The 23696-nt window shown below is 46.4% G+C and carries 19 protein-coding genes; 17 read left to right on the forward strand and 2 right to left on the reverse strand.

Annotation, left to right across the window (positions count from 1 at the left end):
- The first annotated feature begins 6 nt into the window (after positions 1-6).
- The 17 genes from nrfD to RIF36_RS17035 all read left to right on the forward strand — a co-directional run bounded on the left by nrfD (position 7) and on the right by RIF36_RS17035 (position 19618).
- On the forward strand, positions 7-1374 hold the full coding sequence (gene nrfD, locus RIF36_RS16955; RefSeq protein WP_151997358.1) for an NrfD/PsrC family molybdoenzyme membrane anchor subunit: 1368 nt from the start codon (positions 7-9) through the stop codon (positions 1372-1374).
- Between the two features lie 4 nt (positions 1375-1378).
- On the forward strand, positions 1379-1903 hold the full coding sequence (locus RIF36_RS16960) for a DUF3341 domain-containing protein (protein ID WP_151997357.1): 525 nt from the start codon (positions 1379-1381) through the stop codon (positions 1901-1903).
- Positions 1904-1916: 13 nt separating this feature from the next.
- Positions 1917-2546 (forward strand): c-type cytochrome, encoded by a 630-nt coding sequence (locus RIF36_RS16965; RefSeq protein ID WP_350075721.1) that lies wholly within the window; start codon positions 1917-1919, stop codon positions 2544-2546.
- A 22-nt stretch (positions 2547-2568) separates the two neighbouring features.
- Positions 2569-3861 (forward strand): quinol:cytochrome C oxidoreductase, encoded by a 1293-nt coding sequence (locus RIF36_RS16970; RefSeq protein WP_350075719.1) that lies wholly within the window; start codon positions 2569-2571, stop codon positions 3859-3861.
- A gap of 23 nt (positions 3862-3884) precedes the next feature.
- Entirely contained in the window at positions 3885-4979 is a 1095-nt protein-coding gene (locus RIF36_RS16975; RefSeq protein WP_151997354.1) for a cytochrome c oxidase subunit II, read from the forward strand.
- A gap of 12 nt (positions 4980-4991) precedes the next feature.
- Positions 4992-6866: a cytochrome c oxidase subunit I gene (locus tag RIF36_RS16980; protein ID WP_350075717.1), complete on the forward strand. Its 1875-nt coding sequence runs from the start codon at positions 4992-4994 to the stop codon at positions 6864-6866.
- Positions 6850-7914, forward strand: a complete 1065-nt coding sequence (locus RIF36_RS16985) for a COX15/CtaA family protein (protein ID WP_350125589.1) — start codon at positions 6850-6852, stop codon at positions 7912-7914. Before RIF36_RS16980 ends, RIF36_RS16985 begins: the two co-directional genes overlap by 17 nt.
- Positions 7911-8804 (forward strand): heme o synthase, encoded by an 894-nt coding sequence (cyoE, locus tag RIF36_RS16990; protein WP_350075713.1) that lies wholly within the window; start codon positions 7911-7913, stop codon positions 8802-8804. Before RIF36_RS16985 ends, cyoE begins: the two co-directional genes overlap by 4 nt.
- The gene (locus RIF36_RS16995; protein ID WP_502880035.1) at positions 8804-9385 is read left to right on the forward strand and encodes a cytochrome c oxidase subunit 3; all 582 of its coding nucleotides are present in this window, start codon (positions 8804-8806) and stop codon (positions 9383-9385) included. Before cyoE ends, RIF36_RS16995 begins: the two co-directional genes overlap by 1 nt.
- 16 nt (positions 9386-9401) lie before the next feature.
- Positions 9402-10151, forward strand: coding sequence for a cytochrome c oxidase subunit 3 (locus RIF36_RS17000; RefSeq protein WP_317492252.1), 750 nt, complete (start codon positions 9402-9404; stop codon positions 10149-10151).
- A 27-nt stretch (positions 10152-10178) separates the two neighbouring features.
- Positions 10179-10508: a cytochrome C oxidase subunit IV family protein gene (locus RIF36_RS17005; RefSeq protein ID WP_151997349.1), complete on the forward strand. Its 330-nt coding sequence runs from the start codon at positions 10179-10181 to the stop codon at positions 10506-10508.
- Positions 10509-10581: 73 nt separating this feature from the next.
- Positions 10582-11190, forward strand: a complete 609-nt coding sequence (locus RIF36_RS17010; RefSeq protein ID WP_350075709.1) for a hypothetical protein — start codon at positions 10582-10584, stop codon at positions 11188-11190.
- The gene (locus RIF36_RS17015; protein WP_350125592.1) at positions 11187-11765 is read left to right on the forward strand and encodes a DUF420 domain-containing protein; all 579 of its coding nucleotides are present in this window, start codon (positions 11187-11189) and stop codon (positions 11763-11765) included. Before RIF36_RS17010 ends, RIF36_RS17015 begins: the two co-directional genes overlap by 4 nt.
- Positions 11766-11801: 36 nt before the next feature.
- Positions 11802-12071, forward strand: a complete 270-nt coding sequence (locus RIF36_RS17020) for a CAMCR motif-containing small membrane protein (RefSeq protein ID WP_350075705.1) — start codon at positions 11802-11804, stop codon at positions 12069-12071.
- Positions 12072-12138: 67 nt separating this feature from the next.
- On the forward strand, positions 12139-12429 hold the full coding sequence (locus RIF36_RS17025) for a DUF983 domain-containing protein (protein WP_350075703.1): 291 nt from the start codon (positions 12139-12141) through the stop codon (positions 12427-12429).
- A 20-nt stretch (positions 12430-12449) separates the two neighbouring features.
- A complete protein-coding gene (locus RIF36_RS17030) occupies positions 12450-16109 on the forward strand; it encodes an ATP-binding protein (RefSeq protein WP_350125595.1) in 3660 nt (1219 codons plus the stop codon).
- Complete coding sequence (locus RIF36_RS17035) at positions 16109-19618, forward strand: DUF8818 domain-containing protein (RefSeq protein ID WP_350125598.1); 3510 nt, start codon at positions 16109-16111, stop codon at positions 19616-19618. Before RIF36_RS17030 ends, RIF36_RS17035 begins: the two co-directional genes overlap by 1 nt.
- 232 nt (positions 19619-19850) lie before the next feature.
- Here RIF36_RS17035 and RIF36_RS17040 read toward each other — a convergent pair whose 3' ends face one another.
- Positions 19851-21818, reverse strand: a complete 1968-nt coding sequence (locus RIF36_RS17040; protein WP_350125601.1) for a DUF3858 domain-containing protein — start codon at positions 21816-21818, stop codon at positions 19851-19853.
- On the reverse strand, positions 21818-23668 hold the full coding sequence (locus RIF36_RS17045) for a DUF3857 domain-containing protein (protein ID WP_350125604.1): 1851 nt from the start codon (positions 23666-23668) through the stop codon (positions 21818-21820). Before RIF36_RS17045 ends, RIF36_RS17040 begins: the two co-directional genes overlap by 1 nt.
- Between the last annotated feature and the right edge of the window lie 28 nt (positions 23669-23696).

Raw genomic sequence — 23696 nt, forward strand, 5'->3', positions numbered from 1 at the left:
GATACTATGCAAGCAGTAGCATCAGTAAGAAAACCTCTGGTAACCAATGGAAAGACCGTCCATGATGTTACCGAAGACATTTGCTCCAGGGTAGAGCAGAAGCCAACCAAAACGTGGATGGTGGCCTTTACGTTTGCTTTGGCACTTCTCATCGTTGGTGGATATGCTGTTTACCGCACCGTTTGGGATGGTATAGGCATGTGGGGTCTTAACAAGACCGTTGGTTGGGCTTGGGATATCACAAACTTCGTATGGTGGGTGGGTATTGGTCACGCAGGAACGCTGATTTCTGCCATCCTTTTGCTTTTCCGTCAGAAGTGGAGAATGTCGATCAACAGAGCGGCAGAGGCGATGACTATTTTCGCTGTAATCTGCGCCTTGATGTTCCCTATTTTGCACATGGGCCGTCCGTGGTTGGGAATGTACTGGGCTATTCCACTTCCGAACACTTTCGGATCGCTTTGGGTGAATTTTAACTCACCGCTACTATGGGACTTTTTCGCTATTAGTACATATTTCTCTGTATCCCTCGTTTTCTGGTACATAGGTCTAATTCCCGATTTTGCTACTATAAGAGACAGAGCAACAGGGCCAATAGCCAAAGCGGTTTACGGTGCCTTGAGTTTTGCCTGGGATGGCGCCGCCAAAACATGGTCCAGATATGAGTCTGTAGCACTGATCCTTGCGGGATTGGCTACACCACTGGTACTTTCGGTTCACACTATTGTATCGTTTGACTTTGCTACCTCCGTAATACCTGGCTGGCATACCACGATTTTTCCTCCCTACTTCGTTGCAGGGGCAATCTTCTCTGGTTTTGCTATGGTGTTAACACTTCTTTTGGTTACCAGAAAGGTGTACAAACTCGAGGATTATATTACCATTGAGCACATCGAGTTGATGAACATCGTTATTATCATCACGGGTTCTATTGTAGGTGTGGCATACATTACTGAACTTTTCATCGCCTGGTATTCAGGTGTTGAGTACGAGCAGTATGCGTTTATCAACAGGGTGTCTGGCCCTTACTGGTGGGCCTATGCTTCCATGATGACCTGTAACGTTATTTCTCCGCAGCTTTTCTGGTTCAAGAAGATTCGTACCAACCTGGCTTCCACATTTGTGCTTTCTATTGTTGTGAACATAGGTATGTGGTTCGAGCGGTTTGTCATCATCGTTACTTCTATCCATCGTGATTATCTACCATCTAGCTGGGCAATGTTTTACCCGACCAGATACGATGTGGGTATGTATATGTTCTCCTTTGGATTTTTCTTCACAGCGTTCTTATTGTTTGCTAAGTATTTCCCGGTGATCAACATTGCTGAAGTGAAGAGCATTATTATTTCTGATTCTGAAAAAGCAAAAAAATAATCCGATGTCATCAGATAGTAAATACATACTTGGGGTTTATGACAATGAGGTGACCCTGTTGAATGCGGTTAAAGCCGTGAGGAAGGGGGGAGTTAAAATCCACGAGGTTTTCACACCTTTTCCTGTACATGGGTTGGATATCGCCCTGGGCTATAGGATGTCAAGACTTCCGATAGCTGCTTTTCTTTTCGGTTTGTTGGGCACCAGCCTTGCCCTTACAATGCAGATCGGCATGATGACAGTTGATTGGCCAATGATCATTGGTGGTAAAGACTATCTTCCATTGCCATCCTTCATCCCGGTAACTTTTGAGCTTACAGTGCTTCTGGCTTCATTTGGCATGGTTGGGACTTTCTTTGTGGTAAGTAACCTCAAACCCTGGGGAAAGCCGAAGATATTTGATATCAGAAGTACAGACGATAAGCATATTATGGCCATCGATTTGTCAAAAAACAAGCTTTCAGAAGCTGATATTAAGAAAAGTCTGAAGGACAGTGGTGCTTCTGAGGTAAATGAGAAGGTATTTTAAAAAGACACAGGAGATGATAGGAAATAATCATATTGTTAAGAAACTATTTCAACTGTCTGGGTTGCTATTGTTGGCCGGATGTGCTGCTAAGGGAGATTACCCTGGTGTCGAATACGCCCCTCAGATGTATCATTCTGTGCCCTACGAGCAGTTATCGCAGATACAGGATGAAGAGGCCGGTAGATGGTTGACATCGCTCGACGAAGGTCCGGCTGAGTTTTATAATTCTAACCCGCTTAATCCGAGTGGCATGACAATGAGAATGCCTGTGGAAGGAACGGTTAAAAGAAACCCAAACGGCTACCTTCCTTACAGAATCCCTAAAGATTCATTTGAACTTGCTGGCAGGGTGATGAAGAATCCTTTGGATTCAACTGCTTCGGTTATTAGTGATGGCAAAGCACTTTTCCTTCGCTATTGCCGCCATTGTCATGGAGACACAGGGCAAGGTGATGGCCCTGTAGGGAAAGTGTACAAGGGGGTGCTTGCTTATAACTCTGCAGCGGTAAAAGATGCACCTGCGGGACGCATTTTCCACGTAATTACCCACGGAAAAGGAAGAATGTATGCGCACGGTTCTCAGGTAAGCGTGGAAGACAGGTGGAAAATAGTTAGGTATGTACAAACTCTTCAAAGACAATAATTAATTCTTTAAGCCAATATCCATGACTGAAGAAAGATACGAATTTACATCCACTGCTAAGAAGAGGCTAATTATTACCCTCGTTGTAGGGCTAGCAGTACTTGCGCTGGGCATCATTATGATGAGCTCGGGTGGGGGACATGATGCACACGGTGCAGAGACGGCTGAGGCAGCTGAAGGGGGGCATCACGCCTTTAACTGGATGCAAAGAATTTGGGCTAATTTGTGGATCAATAACGTCTTCTTTGGTGGACTTGCTCTCATTGGCGTTTTCTTTGTGGCGATTCAATATGCAGCGCAAGCAGGCTGGTCAGCTGGTATCGTAAGAATACCATTGGCATTTGGTGGCTGGTTGCCTATTGCATTTGTGTTGATGTTAGTTACCTACTTTTTAGGTGGACATGACATCTTCCATTGGGCTCACCACGATTTGTACGATCCAGCATCTCCTGATTTTGACCCTATTCTCGATGGCAAAAAGGGTTTCTTTTACTGGCCTATGAGTGAACACCCGTCGGTGCCAGTATTCTGGTTGTTTCGCCTCGTGTTTTTCTTTGGTGTTTGGTATTTTATTTTCACTAAGATTCGTTCTCTGATGTTTCAGGAGGACGAAATGGGTGGAGACTCCTACTGGTTCAGACTTCGCAAGCTTTCAGCCATATTTCTGGTATTCTTTGCTTTCTCTTCTTCAATTGCTGCGTGGGACTGGGTTATGTCTATTGACCCCCACTGGTTCAGTACGATGATGGGATGGTATGCATTTGCTAGCTGGTGGGTGAGTGGCCTGGCTCTTATCACCTTCGTTGTTGTATTGCTGAAAGATAAAGGGTACCTGAAGATAGTAGATGCCAATCATTTACATGACCTCGGTAAGTTTGTGTTTGCGTTCAGTATTTTCTGGACTTACATCTGGTTTTCGCAGTTCTTCCTGATTTACTACTCTAATATTCCTGAGGAATCGATATATTTTGTGGAAAGATGGAAAAGCGGTCACTACGCACCGTTCTTTTACTTCAATCTTGCGATCAACTTCTTCTTCCCATTTCTGGTGTTGATGACCAGGGACTCTAAGAGGCATTCGAGAATACTTAAGATAGTTTGCCCGGCAGTGGTTTTCGGTCACTGGATGGACTTCTATTTGATGGTTACTCCAGGGACACTGAAGGATAATGGTGGTTTTGGATTAGTGGAAGTAGGGATGCTGACCGTTTTCGTCGCTGCTTTCTTATATGTAGTTCTTTCAAACCTTTCTAAAGCACCATTAGTTGGTAAGAATCACCCTATGTTGCAGGAAAGCTTACATCATCATATTTAACTGGAAAGGTAAAAACATCTGCTATGTTCAATGCGGTAGTAATTATAGGTTTAATCTTAGTGGCAATCATCCTGTTCACATTGTTCAGGGTCAGCACACTTGTCGATGTGCTAAAAGGTAACTCTAAGAAAAAGGTTACAAAAAGTAACGGGGTAAATGCAGGGCTGGGTATCGTATTCCTGATTGGTGGGTTACTGCTGTTCTTCATTTATTCATATACGGAGTTCGACAGATACAATCTGCCGTTGGCGTCGGAACATGGCGCTGTAACAGATCAGCTTTTCTGGGTTACAATGGCGATAACAGGAATTGTTTTCGTTATCACCCAAATTTTACTTTTCGGTTTCGGCTGGAAGTACAGATATAAGGAGGGTAACCAGGCCTTGTTTTATCCGGATAATAATAAGCTGGAGATGATGTGGACTATTGTTCCCGCAATTGTTTTGACGCTTCTTATTTTTTCTGGCTGGAGAGCATGGGTGAGCATTACCGACAAGGCTCCCGACGAGGCAGAAGTTGTTGAAGTCATGGGGTATCAGTTTGCCTGGTCTGTTCGCTACCCTGGCAAAGACAAGCAGCTTGGGGATTTCGATTTCCGTCTTATAGATGCTGAAAATGCTATGGGAATGGATTTCAAGGACAAAGCATCTTTTGATGACTTTATTCCGAGAGAAATTCACGTTCCTAAAGGAAAGCCGGTGAAGTTTAATATCAGAGCGAGAGACGTGATACACAGTGTGTATGCTCCTCATTTCAGGCTACAGATGAACGCAGTACCCGGTATGCCGACTACTTTTTGGTTTACGCCAACAAAGAGCACTCAAGATATGAGGGAGGAAACTGGGAACCCGGAATTCAACTATGAGTTGGTTTGTAATAAAATTTGTGGAAAGGGTCACTTTGCGATGAGGTACCTCATCGTTGTTGACGAACCTGCCGATTACTATAAGTGGTATAATGAGCAGCAGGCGTGGCTGGCTAAAAATCCATCGTATCTCTCGAGCGTTCCTCAACACTTGAAAGAGGTGGCTATAATTTCTTCTGGAATGGAAAACAATCCAGAAGTACAGGCTGTTACTGGCCTTGAAGAAGAGGAAGAAATGGTAGGAGCATTTTAAATTAAATTTGTTATGTCAACAACAGCAGTACATACAAACGAACATATAGGTCACGACGACGCTCATGATCATGAGCACCACGAGCTAAATTTCGTAGAGAAATATATTTTCAGCACTGACCACAAGACAATCGCTAAACAGTTCCTTATCACCGGAATTATTTGGGCGCTTATTGGCGGTGGATTGTCTATCATATTCCGTTTACAATTAGGTTTTCCAGACATGAACCTGGAATGGCTAAGGCCAATTCTGGGCAAATGGATCACGTCAACTGGACAAATTGATTCCGAATTCTACCTGGCCCTTGTTACTATGCATGGCACCATCATGGTGTTCTTCGTGTTGACGGCGGGACTGAGCGGTACCTTTAGCAACTTCCTTATTCCGCTGCAAATTGGCGCAAGGGATATGGCTTCCGGCTTTTTGAACATGTTGTCGTACTGGTTCTTCTTTGTATCAGGGGTTGTCATGTTCATTTCCTTCTTTATTGAAACCGGACCGGCATCAGCTGGTTGGACTGTATACCCTCCTTTGAGTGCATTGCCAACGGCCATGCAGGGATCGGGACTGGGAATGACACTTTGGCTAGTGGCCATGGTTTTCTTCATAGTGTCATCATTGCTGGGCGGTATTAACTACGTTACTACAGTAATTAACCTCCGTACGCAGGGCATGTCGTTTTTCAGATTGCCGCTGACGATATGGGCTTTCTTTTTGACGGCCGTTATTGGGATACTTTCTTTTCCAGTGTTGTTTTCTGCGGCTTTGCTACTGGTATTCGATAGATCATTTGGAACTAGCTTTTATCTTTCTGACATCTACATAGGGGGAGAAGCTCTGCCAAACGTCGGTGGTAGCCCAATACTTTACCAACACTTGTTCTGGTTCCTGGGACATCCGGAGGTATATATTGTAATTCTTCCTGCTTTGGGAATCACCTCGGAAGTTATTGCTACAAATTCAAGAAAGCCTATTTTTGGCTATAAGGCGATGATTTTGTCGCTGCTTGGAATCACTATTCTTTCGTTTGTGGTTTGGGCACACCATATGTTTGTGTCAGGGCTAAGTCCATTCCTTGGATCTATCTTCATGTTCCTGACATTGATCATTGCGGTGCCAAGTGCTGTAAAAGCGTTCAACTACCTCACGACACTTTGGAGAGGAAATATAATATTTACGCCAGCTATGTTGTTCTCTATCGGCCTGGTTTCATTCTTTATCTCTGGTGGTTTAACGGGAATCTTCCTGGGTAACTCTGCAGTAGATATTAATTTGCACGACACTTACTTTGTAGTAGCTCACTTCCACCTTGTAATGGGTAGTGCGTCCTTCTTTGGAATGATGGCAGGTATCTACCATTGGTTCCCTAAGATGTTCGGTAGAATGATGAATGATAAGTTAGGGTACATACACTTCTGGTTGACCTTTGTTGGTGTTTATTTGGTGTTCTTCCCGCTACACTACATTGGTATGGCAGGCTTCCCTCGTCGTTATTATTCGTTTACCAACTTTGATGCATTCCAGGATTTCACTGACCTGAACACATTCGTGAGTGTGGCTGCCATCATTACTTTCTCGGCGCAGTTTATCTTCCTCTTTAATTTCTTCTACAATATATTCAGAGGCAGGAAAGCACCCGCTAACCCATGGGGAAGCAACACATTGGAGTGGACTACACCAAGAGTGCCGGGGCACGGTAACTGGGAAGGTGATATCCCTAAGGTTTATCGCTGGCCATACGATTATAGCAAGCCAGGTGCTCCAGAAGATTTTATACCGCAGCACATTCCTTTGACGGAAACACCAGAGTCGAACCTGCCACACGAAGTAGAGCAGTTGAAGGAAGAAGGGATAGAAGTGAAAGCTGCTAATGCAGGAAAAGCCTAAGTCTCTAAGGAGATACAAGCAACTTACTATAAGTACTATCATTGCCGTCTACCTTTTGATTTTGGTAGGCGGCATTGTTAGAAGTTCGGGTTCCGGCATGGGTTGCCCCGATTGGCCAAAATGTTTTGGCAACTGGGTGCCCCCAACCAGTGTTGATCAACTCCCGATCAATTACAAGGAAGTTTATTCCGAAAAGAGACATCAGAAGAATATCCGCCTGACAGGCTACCTCGAAAAGTTAGGTTTTTCCGATACAGCCGACAAGTTGAAGAACGATCCGTCGGTAAGGGAAGAGGCTGACTTCAATCCATTGAGAACATGGATAGAATATGTGAACCGGCTGGTGGGAGTGGTGATAGGGATGCTTATTTTCGCCACTTTTGTTTACTCCATTCGATTCAGAAAGACGCAGCCGAAAGTATTTATATTTTCGTTGCTGGCATTTGTAGGGGTAGTTTTTCAGGGTTGGGTAGGCTCAATTGTAGTTTCTACTAATTTGCTTCCAGGAGTGATCTCCTTTCACATGCTACTGGCACTGCTGATCGTTATGCTGCTTATATATACCTATTTTACGGTTGACCCACCCGTAGCCGACAAGGAAACAGACGGCGACTCGAAAAATGTAAAATGGCTATTGCTGGGATGTGCAGCGCTGTTTATTGTTCAATTGATTGTGGGTATCAACGTAAGAGAAGGGGTGGACTCCGGGCTGTCTGCCGGGATAGAGCGCAGCGCAGTACTTGAATGGATCGGCTTTAAGTTTTATTTCCACAGATCTTTTTCATGGGCGCTGCTTATCGGACATGTGCTACTGACGTACTTCTTGTGGACGTCTTCGTCGCTTTCATTTTCCGTTAAATTCTCGGCAGTTTTGACGCTGGTAGTATTTCTTGAGATTGTTTCGGGAGCAGCGATGGGTTATTTCTCCATTCCTGCCTTTATACAGCCGATTCATTTGCTTTTAGCAAGCGTAGTGTTCGGTTTTCAGGTATATTTGTTCCTCCGCATCAATAGAAAAGATGCGCTCAATATTAAACACTCGATTTGAATCAGACTTCTTACATATCGCCGGGTTTTATCGTCATTGGGAGGTTAAAGGCCTACTACGAGTTGCTTAAATTCAGGCTCTCTTTTTTGGTTGCTTTTTCGTGTGGCTTCGGCTACTTACTGGGAGCCAGAGGCGCCGTTGACTGGGCTACTTTGGGCTTTTTGTCGCTTGGAGGTTTTTTGATCTCAGGCGGCAGTATCACCATCAATCAGGTGATAGAGAAGGATCTCGACAAACTGATGAAGAGGACGATGGGTCGGCCCTTGCCTACCAATAGGGTAGGAGTTGGCGAGGCCGTTGTTTTTGCTGCTGTGGTAATAGCCATGGGGCTTGGGCTGATCCTTATTTACGCCAACCCTCTTACTGTGGTGCTGTCTGTGGTGTCAATGGTGTTGTATAGCTTTGTTTACACCCCTCTGAAGCGAGTAGGACCTATCGCTGTGTTTGTGGGAGCAATTCCCGGAGCACTTCCTCCTTTGCTGGGATGGGTAGCTGCTACGGGTGCTATCACACACGAAGCGTTGATCATCTTTGGCATCCAGTTTATCTGGCAGTTTCCGCATTTCTGGGCGATTGCCTGGGTAGCAGATGAAGATTATAAAAAGGCAGGATTTAAACTGTTGCCTTTCGGCGGAAAGAAGGATTTCACGACGGCTGTGAACATCATGATTTACACGCTTTTTTTGCTTCCGCTCGGGTTGTTGCCTGCTTACTTTGGCATCACTGGTATAAATTCTGCCGTGGTAGCTACTATTTGCGGTGTGTTGTTTCTAAGCCAAACCTTTATCCTGATAAGGGACTGCTCCCGGGAGGCAGCGCTGAAGCTGATGTTTGCTTCATTTATTTACCTGCCAGTTGTTCAAATAGCCTTTTTACTAGATAAATTATGATGAGCGCCAAAAAATCAGATATGGAAACTCCCGCTCAGGTGCTATCGATGCACCCTAGGAAGTTTTTGCTTTGGCTTTTTATAGTATCTATCGTAATGATATTTGCTTCACTCACCAGTGCGTATGTGGTGAAGCAATCAGAAGGAGCCTGGCTGATTTTTGACCTGCCTCAGGCCTTTATTTACTCCAGCATTGTTGTGCTGTTGAGCAGTGCCACTATGCAGTGGGCCTACTGGGCTGCTAAAAAAGACAATCTTTCTCAAATTAAGATAGCTGTTGGCGCTACGTTGGCGCTTTCTTTGGTTTTTCTGATTGTGCAGTACCTCGGCTGGGGGCAGCTAGTGGACCAGCAGGTTTTCTTTGTGGGTAACCCGGCAGGATCTTTTATCTACGTTTTGACAGGTTTACACGCCTTTCACCTGGCGGCAGGTATTGTTTTTTTGATTATTGTTTTAATTTCGACCCTGAGATTTAAGGTACACTCAAAAAGTATGACCCAGATTGAAATGTGTACAACATTCTGGCACTTCCTGAGTGGACTTTGGATATATTTGTACTTATTTTTATTATTAAATAATTAATCTGAACTAATCGTCTATGTCTAGCACTGCAGTAGTTGCATCCGATTCTGACAAGGACCTCTGGATGGGAGGTAATGAGCCCCTTAAAGCGAGCTATGGCAAGCTTATGATGTGGTTCTTCCTGCTTTCCGATGCCTTTTCTTTCTCTGGCCTTTTGATTGCCTACGGAATGATCCGTTTCAGCCACCCTGCTTTCCAGGGCAGCCCCGACGAATTCGTTTTCTCGCAGGAGTACTGGCCAATACCTGAAAAAGTATTTGAAGCTGTTCCTTTCCTTCACGGAATCTCATTGCCACTTGTGTTTGTGGGCATCATGACTTTCGTACTGATTTTGAGTAGTGTAACCATGGTGCTTGCTGTGGAAGCTGGTCAGCGTATGGACAGGAAGGGCGTGGAGAAATGGATGCTTTGGACGATCCTGGGCGGACTTGCTTTCCTAGGCTGCCAGGCTTGGGAGTGGACGCACTTTATAGTAGGTACAGAAGAGGGTGGTAGATTATTAGACGGTACTTTCATTCATGGCGCCAACCTTTCACAAAATCAATATGGCCCCCCTAACTTTGCGGCCTTGTTCTTCTTTATTACAGGTTTTCACGGCTTCCACGTATTTAGTGGTGTGTGCCTTAACTTCCTTATATTCTACCAGGCAACAGTTGGCAAGCTTGAGAAAGTGGGGCATTACGAAATGGTCGAAAAAGTCGGTTTGTACTGGCACTTTGTAGATCTTGTTTGGGTATTTGTATTTACCTTCTTCTATTTGGTTTAATTTTCCGTTCTATAAACAATTAGTAAAATGTCAGCAGAACATCACGAAGAATCAACAGTTGTAGTTCAGCCAGTCGACAAGGCGAAAGTCAGACTGTTCATGAAGGTAACACTGATCTTGTTCGTTATTACGATGATTGAGTTTGCCATAGCCTTTACTGTGGATGCAGGTATTTTGAGGACAGCGGTCTTCATTGCTTTGACTATCGTAAAAGCGTTTTACATAGTAAGCGAATTTATGCACCTTGGCCATGAAGTAAAGACCCTTATCTGGTCTATTTTGATTCCTTTGATATTTCTGGTATGGCTCATCATAGCATTGATTTATCAGGGCGGTCAAGTGCTGTTGGTGCGATAAGTTTAGCTACGTAAAAGATATTAGCATGCCGGTACACCTACCGGCATGTTTTGTTTGTACCCACATATCATTCATGAGCAAGCTGACAAAGGGAATTATTCTAATTGTAACGCTGGGACTGCCGGTGTCTATTTATCTCTTTCTTCAAGCTTTCGGTGAAAATATGTATGCGCTGCCGTTGTATCCGGAGACGTCATATACCTCAGCCGATTGCGGAACAATAACGGTTGATTACACTGTTAGCAAGCTTACCTGCGACAGCACCGATGTAGTGGTGCTGGGCGACCAGCAAACCTATCTCTTTCACTTTCCTGACCCTTCTAAAACGGATATAGCAGGTGAAATGAATGAAATGAGAAGGCTGGTGGAAGAAACCAAACCGCTGGATTATCGGTTAATCACCATGAGCAATGAGGAGCAAGTGGATAAGTGGGATAAGCTGGCTGCTTCGCAAGCGGAAACCAGGTATTGGGTGGTGACTTCAGCCTGTGCTGGCAGCATGGAACAGCTGATGAATTGTCAATTGCTGCTTTCTCAAGCTACCCTTGATACTGTGGGTTCGGAGAGCAGAATGGTGTTGGTAGATAAGGTTGGCCGGATCAGGGGTTTTTACGCCAGTGCTGAAAAGGGTGAGATGGATAGATTGTTAGTTGAGTTGGATGTTTTAATGCAGGAAAAATGAGTGCTGTTTCAAATACTACGCCTAATTATTTGCGCTGGATAAGCGTTGTTTCAGTGATCATTCCGGTGGCAGTGGCTGTATTGATATTCATGCCAACAAGACTAAATGCTGGTGAGTGGGTGAAATTTTTGCCCCATTTAAATGCAGTGATCAATAGTGCAACGGCGGCCTTGCTGTTGCTAGGTCTGTATTTCATTAAGAACAAAAAGGTGGATCACCACCGGGCAGTGATGCTGGGTGCATTTGCGTTGGGTGCTATTTTTCTTGTTTCGTACATTATTTACCATGCGTCTGTGCCGTCGGTGAAGTACGGCGACACCAATGCCGATGGGATGCTTTCGGAGGCGGAAATGGCGGCAACGGGCAATGGCAGAACGGTTTACCTGATTACCTTACTGTCACACATAGGACTTTCTATTGTTGTGGTTCCTTTTGTGCTTATGGCATTGTACTTTGCACTCACCGGACAGATCGAAAAACACAAAAAGGCCGTGAAGTTTGGATACCCGATCTGGCTTTATGTGTCAGTTACCGGAGTGATTGTCTATTTTATGATCAGGCCTTTTTACACATAAGAGAACTGAGGGAAGTCAAAGACTGTTAGTTAGCATATGAAAGTATTTATCAAAACCCTTTTTGTTGCTGTGGTGCTTCTTTTGACCAATGTGGATAGCCGGGCGCAATGTGCCATGTGCCGGTCAACGCTGGAGGCAAACATGAGCAATGGAGAGACGGCCAATTTTGCAGCGGGCCTTAACTTTGGCATACTCTACTTGTTTTTCACCCCTTATTTGTTGTTAGCAGTGATTGCCTTTTTTTGGTACAGAAACAGCAGGAAAAATGTCAAAAACCTCCGCCCTTCAGGCAATCGTTCATGGTAAGTGCCCCCGTTGCCGGTCTGGCAACATGTTTGTTGAGCCGAACTTCAGGTTAAAAAACTTTGATAAAATGCCGGTTAAGTGTGAGGTTTGTGGCCTTCGCTTCGAGCCGGAGCCCATGTTCTACAATGGGGCCATGTATGTAAGTTATGCTATTTCCGTGGCGCTGACCATCATAGTAGGGTTTTCAATCTATTTCATATTTGACAACCCTGACATGTGGGTTTACATGGCGGCAATCATCACTGTTGTGTTGCTTTTGTCGACAACTATGTTCAGATATTCCAGAATTCTTTATCTTCATGCATTTGGTGGCATAAAATATGATGCATCTTTTGGTGTGTCGACCGAAGACAAATAGGTAAGATAAAACTGTTCCATTTGGCCTCCCATGTAGTAAGCTATAAATATCTTTTCATTGCAGCCCTGTTCGGGGCTTCTGCGTTCTTCTATTGGTATTTTGTTGGTAAAAGCTCTAAGAGAGGTCAGGAAGCCTACGAGCAAATCAGTGAGCGGCTGGTCAGCCAGCTACAGCTCATTGAGAGCGATCTGGCCAATGCGAAAAGCAGCGGGAAGGTGCCAGGCACGCTGCAATCCAATTACCCTATACAGATTTACACGAATCGGTCGCTCACCGGGCTGAGCTCCAATGCTTTCGTGCCCGACTACAGGGTGATTGAGGGTGACTACCAAATTCAGTATTTGGAATGGGAGGGCAATAAATTCATAGCTCTGAAGGAATATACCGAAAGAGCAGGGGTTCGGAAGGAGTATGTGGGCGTGCTGCCCATCTATCGTAACTTTCCAATTGAGAATGAACTGATCAGAGGAGGGTACGATAAGGGTATTTTTGACGAACTGAGGGTTTTCGTTTACGACAAGGAGGTAGAAGGAAGCTTCGCCTTTAGCTATCATGATCAGGTAGTATGCTATTTCACCATTCAGTCGCCGCCAGCTGTTTCGTCCCGTTTTGACCGCTTCCTTATCTTCAGCTTGCTTTCTGTGGCGTTTGTGCTGGGTTTTTTCTTCTTCCAGCGATCCGCATCCAACCTGGCAGAAAACGGCAGACCTTATGCAGGCATAGCTTTATTGCTTGCAGGAGTAGTGTTTATCCGCTGGCTGCTGCTGGCTACCAATTTCCCGTCTTCGGTTTACCAGTTCGACCTGTTCAATTCTCGGTACCTCGTTATTTCTTCGCTCCACAAGTCATTGGGTGATCTGATTATCACCGCCTTTTTGCTTGCCTACTTTGTGTACTTTACTTCCAATGCCGTTTTTCGAAGCGACGCCTACGCTTATTTCTCCGGTGCCTCTCAAAAGGTAAAATGGTTGATCACTATTGTGGTCATACTGCTGGGGTATGGGTTTATGGGGTATACCTACCTGCTGTTGCAGGAGATATTTAAGAACTCCCAAATCCACCTCGACGTAAACCGTAGCATTCACCTCGATATGTTTCGGATGGGCACGCTGGTAGTATACTTTCTGTTTTGCTTCAGCTATTTTCTCGTTGCTCATGCTTCCTATATTCTGCTCAAGCACTTCAGAGGTACGTCGCCAGGGATTGTCTGGCTGGTTCATCTGGCCACGGCTGCCATTTTGTTCCTTGCGGCTCTTATCATAGATGGTGATTTAGCCATTGTACCTGTCCTGCATGCCGCTTACTTCTCCATTATTTTTTGGTTCAGTTTGCCTGAGTTTATTAGGCCGATCCAGTTTCAGGCCTTCCTTTATTTCTTTCTGGCGGCGGCGTTTTCGTCTATTTTGGGTAGCTATTCAATTTATAAATACAGCGAATTTGAGAGGAATGTGCAAAAGCAAAAATTTGCCAATAGCCTTCTGATAGAAAATGATATCCAGGGCGAGTTTCAGCTCGATGGCATTATGAAGTCGATCAAAAGCGACATCTTTATTTTGACCCGCATGATGAGCCCTGTGCTGGCCAAGGACATGATAAAGCAGCGGATTAAGAGGCTTTACATGAATAGCTACTTCGACAAGTACGATGTGCAGGTGTCGATGTATAACTCGAAAGGCGATCCTTTTCCCAACGAGCCTGGTGTCACTTTCTCAGCGATAAAGGAAACCTATGACAAGCCGATTTATAAAACCGACTATCAGAATATCTTTTTTGAGAGTAACTTTTCGCCGGGATCCACCAAGCGCTATGTGTGTTTTATTGGCCTGGAAAGGTATGAGAAGACAATAGGATATATTGTTTTGCAGCTTCGCCTGAAGAAGTATCTTCCCAGCACCGTATACCCACGCCTGCTGGTGGACGAGCGGTTTATGAATGAGCCGGCCGATGAAAACTACAGCTACGGTATTTATGAGGGCACAAATCTGCGGTATAAGTCGGGGACGTTCAACTATATCACCAATCTGTCTCAGGGTATTTTTGACAGGAGTAGCTTGTATACCACTGGCCTGGAAATCAATGGGTTCCATCATTTGGGGATAAAGGGATCAAGAGAGAAAAGAATCATTATCACCTCGCCGATGTACGAGGTGAGCTGGATGGTTTCCAATTTCTCGTTCCTATTCTTGGTACTTATTGGCGGCATTGCACTCACGGTGGTTTTTAATGCGCTTGAGGTGAGATTTGCTAACACCGGGCTTACGCTGGCTTCCAAGATCCAGATTTACCTCAGCATAGCTTTCTTTCTACCCCTGGTGGTGGTCACCGTGGCAACGCTCAGCGCTATCAACAATTCCTATAAGGAGGATATTGACAAGCAGTATATGAAGAAGGCCGAAAGTGTGAACGGCTACCTTGTGTCGCTGATGGATAATTACATTTCGAATGTGATCAACAAGGAGGTGCTGTCCAACGAGCTGACAGACATTGCCAGGTTTTCGCAGGCTGACATCAACTTGTTTAGCGTGAATGGGAAGCTGATGGCCTCCAGCCAGCAAACAATCTATGATGACAAGCTGCTGTCGGAGTACATTAACCCGGAGGCATTAAGACGCATCAGGGAGGATGATGGAGAAAGGATTATCCTTTCTGAAAGTCTGGGCACACTTAACTACAAGTCGACTTACCTGGCGATCAAGTCCTTTAATGATGCCAGCCTGTTGGGTATCATGAGTATGCCTTTTTTCGAGTCGAGGGCGCAACAGCAGAACCAGCAGATTGAGGTGTTCACCAACATCATCAATATTTTCACCTTCATCTTTATTTTCTCACTGGTGGTGTCGTTTATGGCATCGAGGGTGCTCACCAATCCGTTGAGGATCATTACCTCCAGGCTGCGGAAAACGACCTTCAACGAAACAAATGAGCCTATTCACTGGAATACCTCTGACGAAATCGGGTTGCTGGTAGCAGAATACAACTCAATGCTGGTGAAACTGGAAACCAGCCGGGCGGCATTGGTAAGGAGCGAGAAAGAGTCGGCATGGAAAGAGATTGCCCAGCAAGTGGCTCACGAGATCAAGAATCCTTTGACGCCCATGAAGCTTACGCTTCAGCACATGCGCAGGCTTGCAGATGACAAAGATGAGGGGCTGAAGAAGTCGATTGATAACCTACTGCGGCAAATTGATAACCTGAGCGATATAGTTACCTCATTCAGCACTTTTGCGAAGCTCCCTGCTCCGGACCCAAGCAGGTTTGATATTTCCGGCTTGCTTGGCCAGCTTGTGCAGCTGCATAGCAAACCCGGGGTGGATTTTGTATACGAATCGCCGATAGAGCCGGTGTTTGTTGTTGCTGATGAAAAGATGCTTTCTGGCATTTTCACCAACCTGATTATTAATGCCTGCCAGGCAATGGAAGGGAGACCAGGCCCCCGCCTGGAAATTGGCATAAGAGTGAAGGAGAAAGAGGCTGAGATTTCGTTCAAGGACAACGGCATTGGCATAGCAGAAGACATTCAGGACAAGGTTTTTGTGCCGTCGTTCAGTACCAAACAGGAAGGGTCGGGCATCGGGCTGGCACTGGCCAGAAGAGGTGTGGAGCAAGCCGGTGGAAGCATATGGTTTGAAACGGTACACGGGTATGGAACTACTTTTTATGTTTCACTACCTTTAGGCTAATGGGGCCACGCCAAAATGCTGCTTTTATCTTCACAGCCTTTCTGCGAAAGATCAGGGTTCCTCAGCTTATGGCTTTGGCTCTCATTTGTTCCCCGCTGTTGTCATTGGCGCAGGCAGGTAGCATCAGGTGCAGGTCAATACCCCAGGGCCGACTTCAATTTCAACTTGACTCACTTTCAGCCAACCCAGAGAGCATTAAGCTGCCGGATGGCATTGCGTACAGTTATGATTTGGCCACCGGGGAGCTGACCTTTGAAAGGCCTCTGGAAGACGCCATAGAGGTTTGCTATCAGGTGTTTCCTTTTACCCTTCATCAGCCTATTTACAAGTACGATATGTCGCTTTATTCACCAGAAGGGCCGAGGGAGAACTTGACGGAAAGCAGTCAGGCGGGAGCCAATGCACCACTGGTGAAAGAGGAGCTATTTGCCACCGAATCACTTTACAAAACGGGGAGCATCAGCCGGGGCATCACTGTGGGTAACACCAATAACCTGGGAGTCACATCAAGCCTCAACCTGCAGCTCGATGGCCAGCTGGCAGACGACCTGTTCATCAATGCGGTTATCACCGATCAGCAGGTGCCTTTTCAGCCGGAGGGCAACACCCAACAGATCCAGGACTTCGACAAGGTGCTGGTGAACCTTTACAACGATAAGTTCTCGCTGATGGCTGGCGATGTGGTGTTGCGAAATGACTCTACTTACTTTTTGAAATACTATAAGAACGTGCAGGGTGGCAGGGCGGCTTACAAATACCATCTCGGGAGCTGGAAAGCTTCCACGAGCGTCACAGCATCCATTGCCAAGGGAAAGTTCTCTTCGACGCTACTAGAGGCTGTGGAAGGGCTAAGTGGCCCCTACAGACTTCGGGGCCCGGATGGGGAGCGGTTCATCATTGTGATTGCCAATTCGGAGAAGATTTATTTGGATGGCAGGCTGCTGAAAAGAGGTTTCAACGAAGACTATGTGATTGATTATAACCTGGCCGAGATCACCTTCACGCCCAAAGTGTTGATTACCAAATTCTCCAGGATACGGGTCGACTTTGAATACACTGCGCAAAACTTCAGCCGTTCCATACTTTCTGCATCGCACAGACAGTCGAATGGTAAGACAACGGCTTATTTCGAGGTGTATCGAGAGAAGGATAATCCGTTCCGGCCGCTTAGTTATGACCTGACCGAAGCCGACCGGCTTGCCTTGTCTGGCATCGGGGACGATCTCTCGCAGGCAGCCATATCAGGTGCCGACAGTGTGGGTTATTCGGACAACAGAATCTTGTATGCAAGGGTCGACACGGTGGATGCGCAGGGGCGGGCCTACAGTATCTACCAGTATTCCAGCGACCCGGAAACGGCGGTGTACCAGGTCAGCTTTAGCCAGGTGTCGGCGGGCGACTACGTGCAGTTGCCACTTGGCCTGAATGGAAAAGTGTATGAGTGGGTGGCGCCTGTGAATGGGGTGTCTCAGGGCAACTACTCGCCTAGCATTCCAGTGGTAACGCCCAATAGCAGGCAGCTGGTAGTAGGAGGGGTCAGCTCCAAAATAACGCCGTATGAAACGGTATATACCGAGCTTTCGGCCAGCAATCAGGACAAAAACCTTTTCTCCAGCCTCGACCAGCAGGACAACCAGGGCTGGGCGCAAAAGTCGGGGATACGATCGGAGGGGAGGGAAGTAGGTTTTTTGAAAGACTACAAATGGCTGTCAGAGGCGTCGTACGAATGGAACCACCAGTACTTCAGGCCTATCGACAGGTACAGGTATATTGAGTACGACAGAGACTGGAGCTATACACCGATCTTTCAGTCGACCCAGGAGCCGGCTCCCATAGAAGACCATATTCTAATAGGAAGGCTTGGTATGACGAAGAGTGCAGCGAACAGATGGAATTACCAAGCCTCCTACAGAAATAAGGGAGCAGCGATAGATGGGTGGCAGCAGAAGGCGATGTTGCGGCAGCAGTTGGGCAAAGCCACCTTTAGCGGTGATTTTTTTGATATGAAGAGTGCACAGGGTGTCAATGAATCGACCTGGACAAGGGCGCAGCTGACGGCAGCCTACAAGCTGGGCAAGCTGATGCCTGGCTACACCTTTCAGAGCGACAGGAACGCTATTACCAACCAACCTGCCGACTCGGTGGTGGCGTCAGCGATGAACTACAGCCAGCACATGGTTTTTCTGCAATCGGCTGACACAGCGCAAAACGGCACCTCTTTCAGGCTAGATGCCAACCGGCGGATAGACGACAGACCTGTGGATGGCGTGCTGGAGCGCAGTGATATCAGCTATACGTCCAATGCATCTTTCACCACCCAATGGAAGGACAGGCATGTGGTGTCGGGTGTTTTCACTTACAGGCAGCTGGACGATATACTTGATACCAGCGACGAGAAAGAGGAAACCGTGCAGGGCAGGATCAACTGGCAGAGCACTTGGTGGGAGCGATCGATCCGGTCGGATCTATCTCTGGCTTTGCTAAACGGCAGGGAGCTGCGGCGGGAGTACGTGTTCATCGAGGTGATTCCGGGCCAGGGCACGCATACCTGGAGGGACGACAATGGCGATGGTGTGCAGGATTTGAACGAATTCTACGAAGCCGTCAATCCTGATGAGCGCACCTACGCCAAGATATTCGTACCTACCGACAGTTACATTTCTGCCTACCAGACCATCTTGAACTACAGCCTGGAGCTGACAGCCCCGGCAGAATGGAAATCTGCAGGTGGGTTTAAGTCGTTTCTTGGCCGATTCTCCAATGTATCGGCGGTGCTGGTAGACAGGAAGACGCAGGACAGCAACTGGGCTCAACGGTTTGACGTATGGAGCACACCGGGCACTTCTGAGGAAGAATTGGCTTATAAGAATGCTATTCGTAGCCGCTGGTTCTTCAACCGGGCCGACCCGAAGTACGGCCTCGATGTTGGCTATCAGTCTACCGCCGGGCGGCAGCTGCTGACGGGTGGCTGGGAAGCGAGAAACAAAAAGGTATGGCAGCTCAATACCCGCAACAACTTATCTGCCGACTGGGCTATTTTCCTGCAAAGTGAGGTAGGAGAGACGGAGTCGTCGAGTGATATCTTCAGCAACCGGAACTACCTGATCAGGCAGCGGCAGGTGAAGCCTCAGTTGCAATGGATGCCGTTGCAGTGGCTGAGAATCACCAGTAGCGTTCGCTATTCGCACAAGAGGGCTTTGCCGGTCTCAGAAGAGCAGGGGAGTGACCTGACAGAATACCAAATCGACTGGCAAATGAATAAGTCGCTACAGTCGACCATTTCCGGCTTTGTGAAGGTGATCAATATGAACTTCGAAGGTGATGAAGCCAGTCCGTTGGGCTATGAAATGCTGGAGGCATTGAGGCCTGGCACCAACTACACCTGGCGGCTGCAATGGCAACAAAGGCTGAAAAGCGGCCTGCGCTTGCAGATTAATTACGATGGGCGTAAGTCGCCCAGCAAGGCTGTGATTCACTTTGGTGGCTTGCAGGTGACGGCGTTGTTTTGACTTTAGCCTCACCCCGGCCCCCTCCCGTGGGGAGAGGGGGTGGATGCAAGCATCTCTTCCTTATTCGGATGGGGCTTCACCACCATCCTGTTGTTATGCCACTCCGTCCGGGCCCCTTCAGGGGCGTAGAATGAGCGCAGGTATTGGCATGCCGGAATGGCCATTGAGCAAGAGCCGTGAGATACCGGAATTGAAGCCTTGGGTGGTAACGGCGTTGGTTTGAGTATTTATGTTATTTGCTGGCAGTTAGCACGAGCTTTTGGTTGAGCAGGTCGATAGCTTTAGCGAGACCAAGCTTAACAGGTAAATAGTGCTCGGGAAGGTAGGCGGCCTGTTTGAGGGTGTAGGATCCACTAACAATGATTTTGTGATCATTGCTGGTGTCAACTGTGAATTCGATGGCGTAAGGGATGTTCGATAACTTGAAATTGTCCGGTGGTGATTCTACGAGGAATCCGTCTGGTATTTCCAGCTCAGAGTAGTAAGAGTTGGCTTGCGGATATGCCAAATCCAATGGGTAAGTTCTTTTGTCGGAGGCGAAGGCACCAGGCAACTCTAAATGTAGAGGGAACGGCGATATATAGATCTTTTCTGCAATCTTTTCCACCTGTTGCCAGCCCCGGTAATTGATTTGGTAGGGCTGGCTGGTGTCGTCATAGTTGTTGGTGCTGGGTGCTCCAAAAAGTTGGATGTACCCATTTTTGATATGCTCTGACAGTTTCGTTGGATTGTTCTCGAGCCTCTTTCGCAGATCAAACCCGTCATATCCATGCACGGTCTTAGCAGCAGTAATGATCACCGAGTCAACTGTGCTATTCAATTTCAGTTGAAATTTCTCTTCTGTTTCTATTACCTCGGGGTTGTTCAGCGACACCCATTTTTCGAATCCTTGTTTGGCGAGTAGTCCCTGATCGTTGAGACACCTAACCGGTAGCAGGCTGTACGGTATATCTGGTTCTGTTGCGTCGATAAAGATAGTGGAGTCGTCGAAGCTGACCATCACAACCACATAGTTGAAGTAGTGTTCAAATGGGTAGTCTTTATAGATTTTGCCATGACCTCTTGTGCTTAAAATGACTGGATTCGCTTCTATTTTCGCTGCCCGGAGCAGACCAATCAGAAATAGGTTGATGTCGGCGACATTACCAGTTTTGGATTTGTAAAAGTCTCCAAGTTCCTTAGAAGCCAAAGTTCCGTAGCGACCATTCCATTTGAATTTTGACGTAACAAACTGGGTAATCACCCTTGCTTTTTGCTCTTTCGTCATCCCATCAAGCCCAAGTTTGCGCAGGTCATATAGGTACATCCCACTAGCATCAGCATATTTCCAGAAGTTTGAATTGTCGGTGAGCTCTTCCACGAGGTTCTCCCATGTTGAAAGAATTTTCTCAACTGAGCCATCGGTTCGATGGACTGCTGAAAGCTGAAAGTCGAGCTTGATCTTGTAGTCATCAACAGCGCCCATGTTGTCTTCTTTTACAAAAGCAGGAATATCTTTCATGCTGAACCTGTAGACTTTTTCGCCAAAGTCAATGCCATTAAATGTCACGTTTCTTTTCTTTTCATAAGTGGTGTCTGGCTTAATAGTGGTGTCTGGTCCTTTCAAAATGTACACATACTCATAAAAAGGGATAAGTCTGACCTGGTAGGAACTAAAGAGTGTGGGAATCTCAGTCTGAAATTCCCAGTCATGAAGATTGAATTTGAAGGGGCTGATGATTTTGTACTTGTATTCGACAATGGAGCCGGGTCTGACGGCAGGCAGTGCAAACTTTTTTAAATACCAGGTGTTGGTCAACTTCTCCACGAAAGTTTGGGTGGAGTCAAATTCTGAACTTACTATAGCACCTTCTTCCAAATTGTAAGTCACAGCCGTGAGTCCCTTGACGACTTCTGTTTGAGATCCGCTGGCATAATAAGGGATCTGTTCATTAGCCCATTTTAGTCCTACATTGTTCAGGATCTTTATGCGTATACGGCGTTCCAGGACCAGGTTGAAGCTATAACCCGATTGAACAAAATAAGATTCGCCTACGTCAAACAAAACAATGGCCCCCTGAGATTTAGCTGACTCCTCATTTTCGGTACTCACAAAATCGCTGGGTGCTATGTCGCCATAGTTCCTGCCAACTGATTGCCCGAACACATCAAAGCCGTTCATGGCAAATGCTAAAAGGAAAATTCCAACAATGTATCTCATCAGTTTGCTTTTTTTAAGGTTAGCAGGTTACTGGCCTCAAGGTTTTTGACTTTTGCCAGTTGGTCATAAAAGCCTTCGTAACCTTTTCCACTATAGTTTCCAGACTGAACGATGTAGGAGCGTTTGATGTGGACTTCATTGCCTTCGGCGTAGCTCGATACCCGGTAGGCCCCTGCATCTGAATTGACCTGCATTTCTTCCGGAAGCTTGTCAACTACGAATTCCTGCGGAAATTTCACGGTGACAGTCTCTTCTTGACAAATGGGGTAATACAGCTCAAAAGGTAGTGATCTTTTGGCTGGAACCTCCGTCGACGGAATGTCCAGTGGCAGGTTTCTGACAACATAGTTGTCTCCATATTTCTTTACAAAGTTATTCGTCGTTAGTTCGGCTGTCAGAAATATTGATGCGGAGTCCCGGTGCTGTCGTTTAAGCTCCCAGTCGATGAGTGTGTATTCAGGCAAGTCGATCACTTTTCTGACATACTCTTCTTGTTCTGTGCGGGTGTACTCATTTAGCAGGTAGGTGAATGTTTCGAATTTATCGCCCCGAAACTCGATTCCCAGATTGATCAACGTTTTACCGGTTGGTGTTACCTCTGCCACAACTGTCCTTTTTTCCCTAACGTCGGGCAAGCTTAGAGCGGGCGTTTTAATGAGGCGGCTATTATCCTGGGACACAAAAAGCACTTCACGACTTTGAGTAAAGGTGCCGAGGTAGCCAAAGGGATTGTACTTACTGGTGCACTCCAGCCAAATGGTGTCGCCCTTGTTAGGAATGGTAACAATCACATGATTAAACTGCTGGCTTGGCAACTCTTCGATCAGGGGTACCACCTTGTCACCAGCAAAAATCTTTGTGTAGTTCGACGGAATGCCAGCATACTTGAGTGCAGCCATCATGTAATTTGTAAGGGCCTTGCAGTCGCCGTATTTGTTACTGGCTACATAAGAGGCTGGGTAGGGCTTTAAACCACCAATACCTTCTTTCACGAGAATATACCTCATGTGGTCTTGCAGGTAGTGATAAATCCTTCTTGCTTTTTCTCTTGTGTCGCTGGCGTCGGCGATCACTCTGTCGATATTGGCTTTTTCAAAGTCAGGCAGTTCGTCCAGCCCTTCATTGGTTTTGTATTGCCATGTGCCATAGTCCTCCCATGAAGTCATATTTCCCTGCAATCCATATCGAAATACTTTCGGGATGATTCTTACATTGGGTAGCATACTTTGTCTGTTGGGGCCGTAAGATTCTCTTGGCACAGGGGCCACGTCCGAGGCACGCCACGTATAGACTTTGTCGCCTTTGGTTGTTACTGTCTCCGTTCTGGTGATGTCTTTTTCGTAAAGCAAAAAATCGTACGTTGGTGGGACTTCCACAACCAGGCTGGCATTGTGCGCTGGGAGATTATAAAACGATGGATTCCAGTCGGCAATACTTAGAAATTGAGAAACGGTGTGCGAATAGGAGTAGTGCACCCGGTACGGGTAAACATTGTGTTTCATCTGAAACACTTTTACGAAGTCGTCTTCGTACAGCGCAGCATTAGACACGGCGCTCCGTATAGCTATCTCAGTCTTCTTTAGCTTTTTCACTGTTTTTCCGTGGCTATCGGTAATGGAAGCCTGGATATCGTCAATTTCATCGCCTTTACTGTATGGAATATATACGATGCCGTAGTCATCGCCTTCTCGTTTATTGATTTGCAGTGTTACATCCACCTCTGTGGTTAGTTTGCTTCCGTTGATGACGCACCGGGTGTCGTACCTTATTATTTCACAGTCCTGGGAAAAGGCAAAGGAGGTGCTAAGAAAACAATAGCTAGTGGCCAGGAAGATATATTTACTTTTCATACATGAGGTCGTAATGTAACCTGAGATG

The sequence above is a fragment of the Imperialibacter sp. genome (assembly GCF_040222815.1).
Classification (GTDB): domain Bacteria; phylum Bacteroidota; class Bacteroidia; order Cytophagales; family Cyclobacteriaceae; genus Imperialibacter.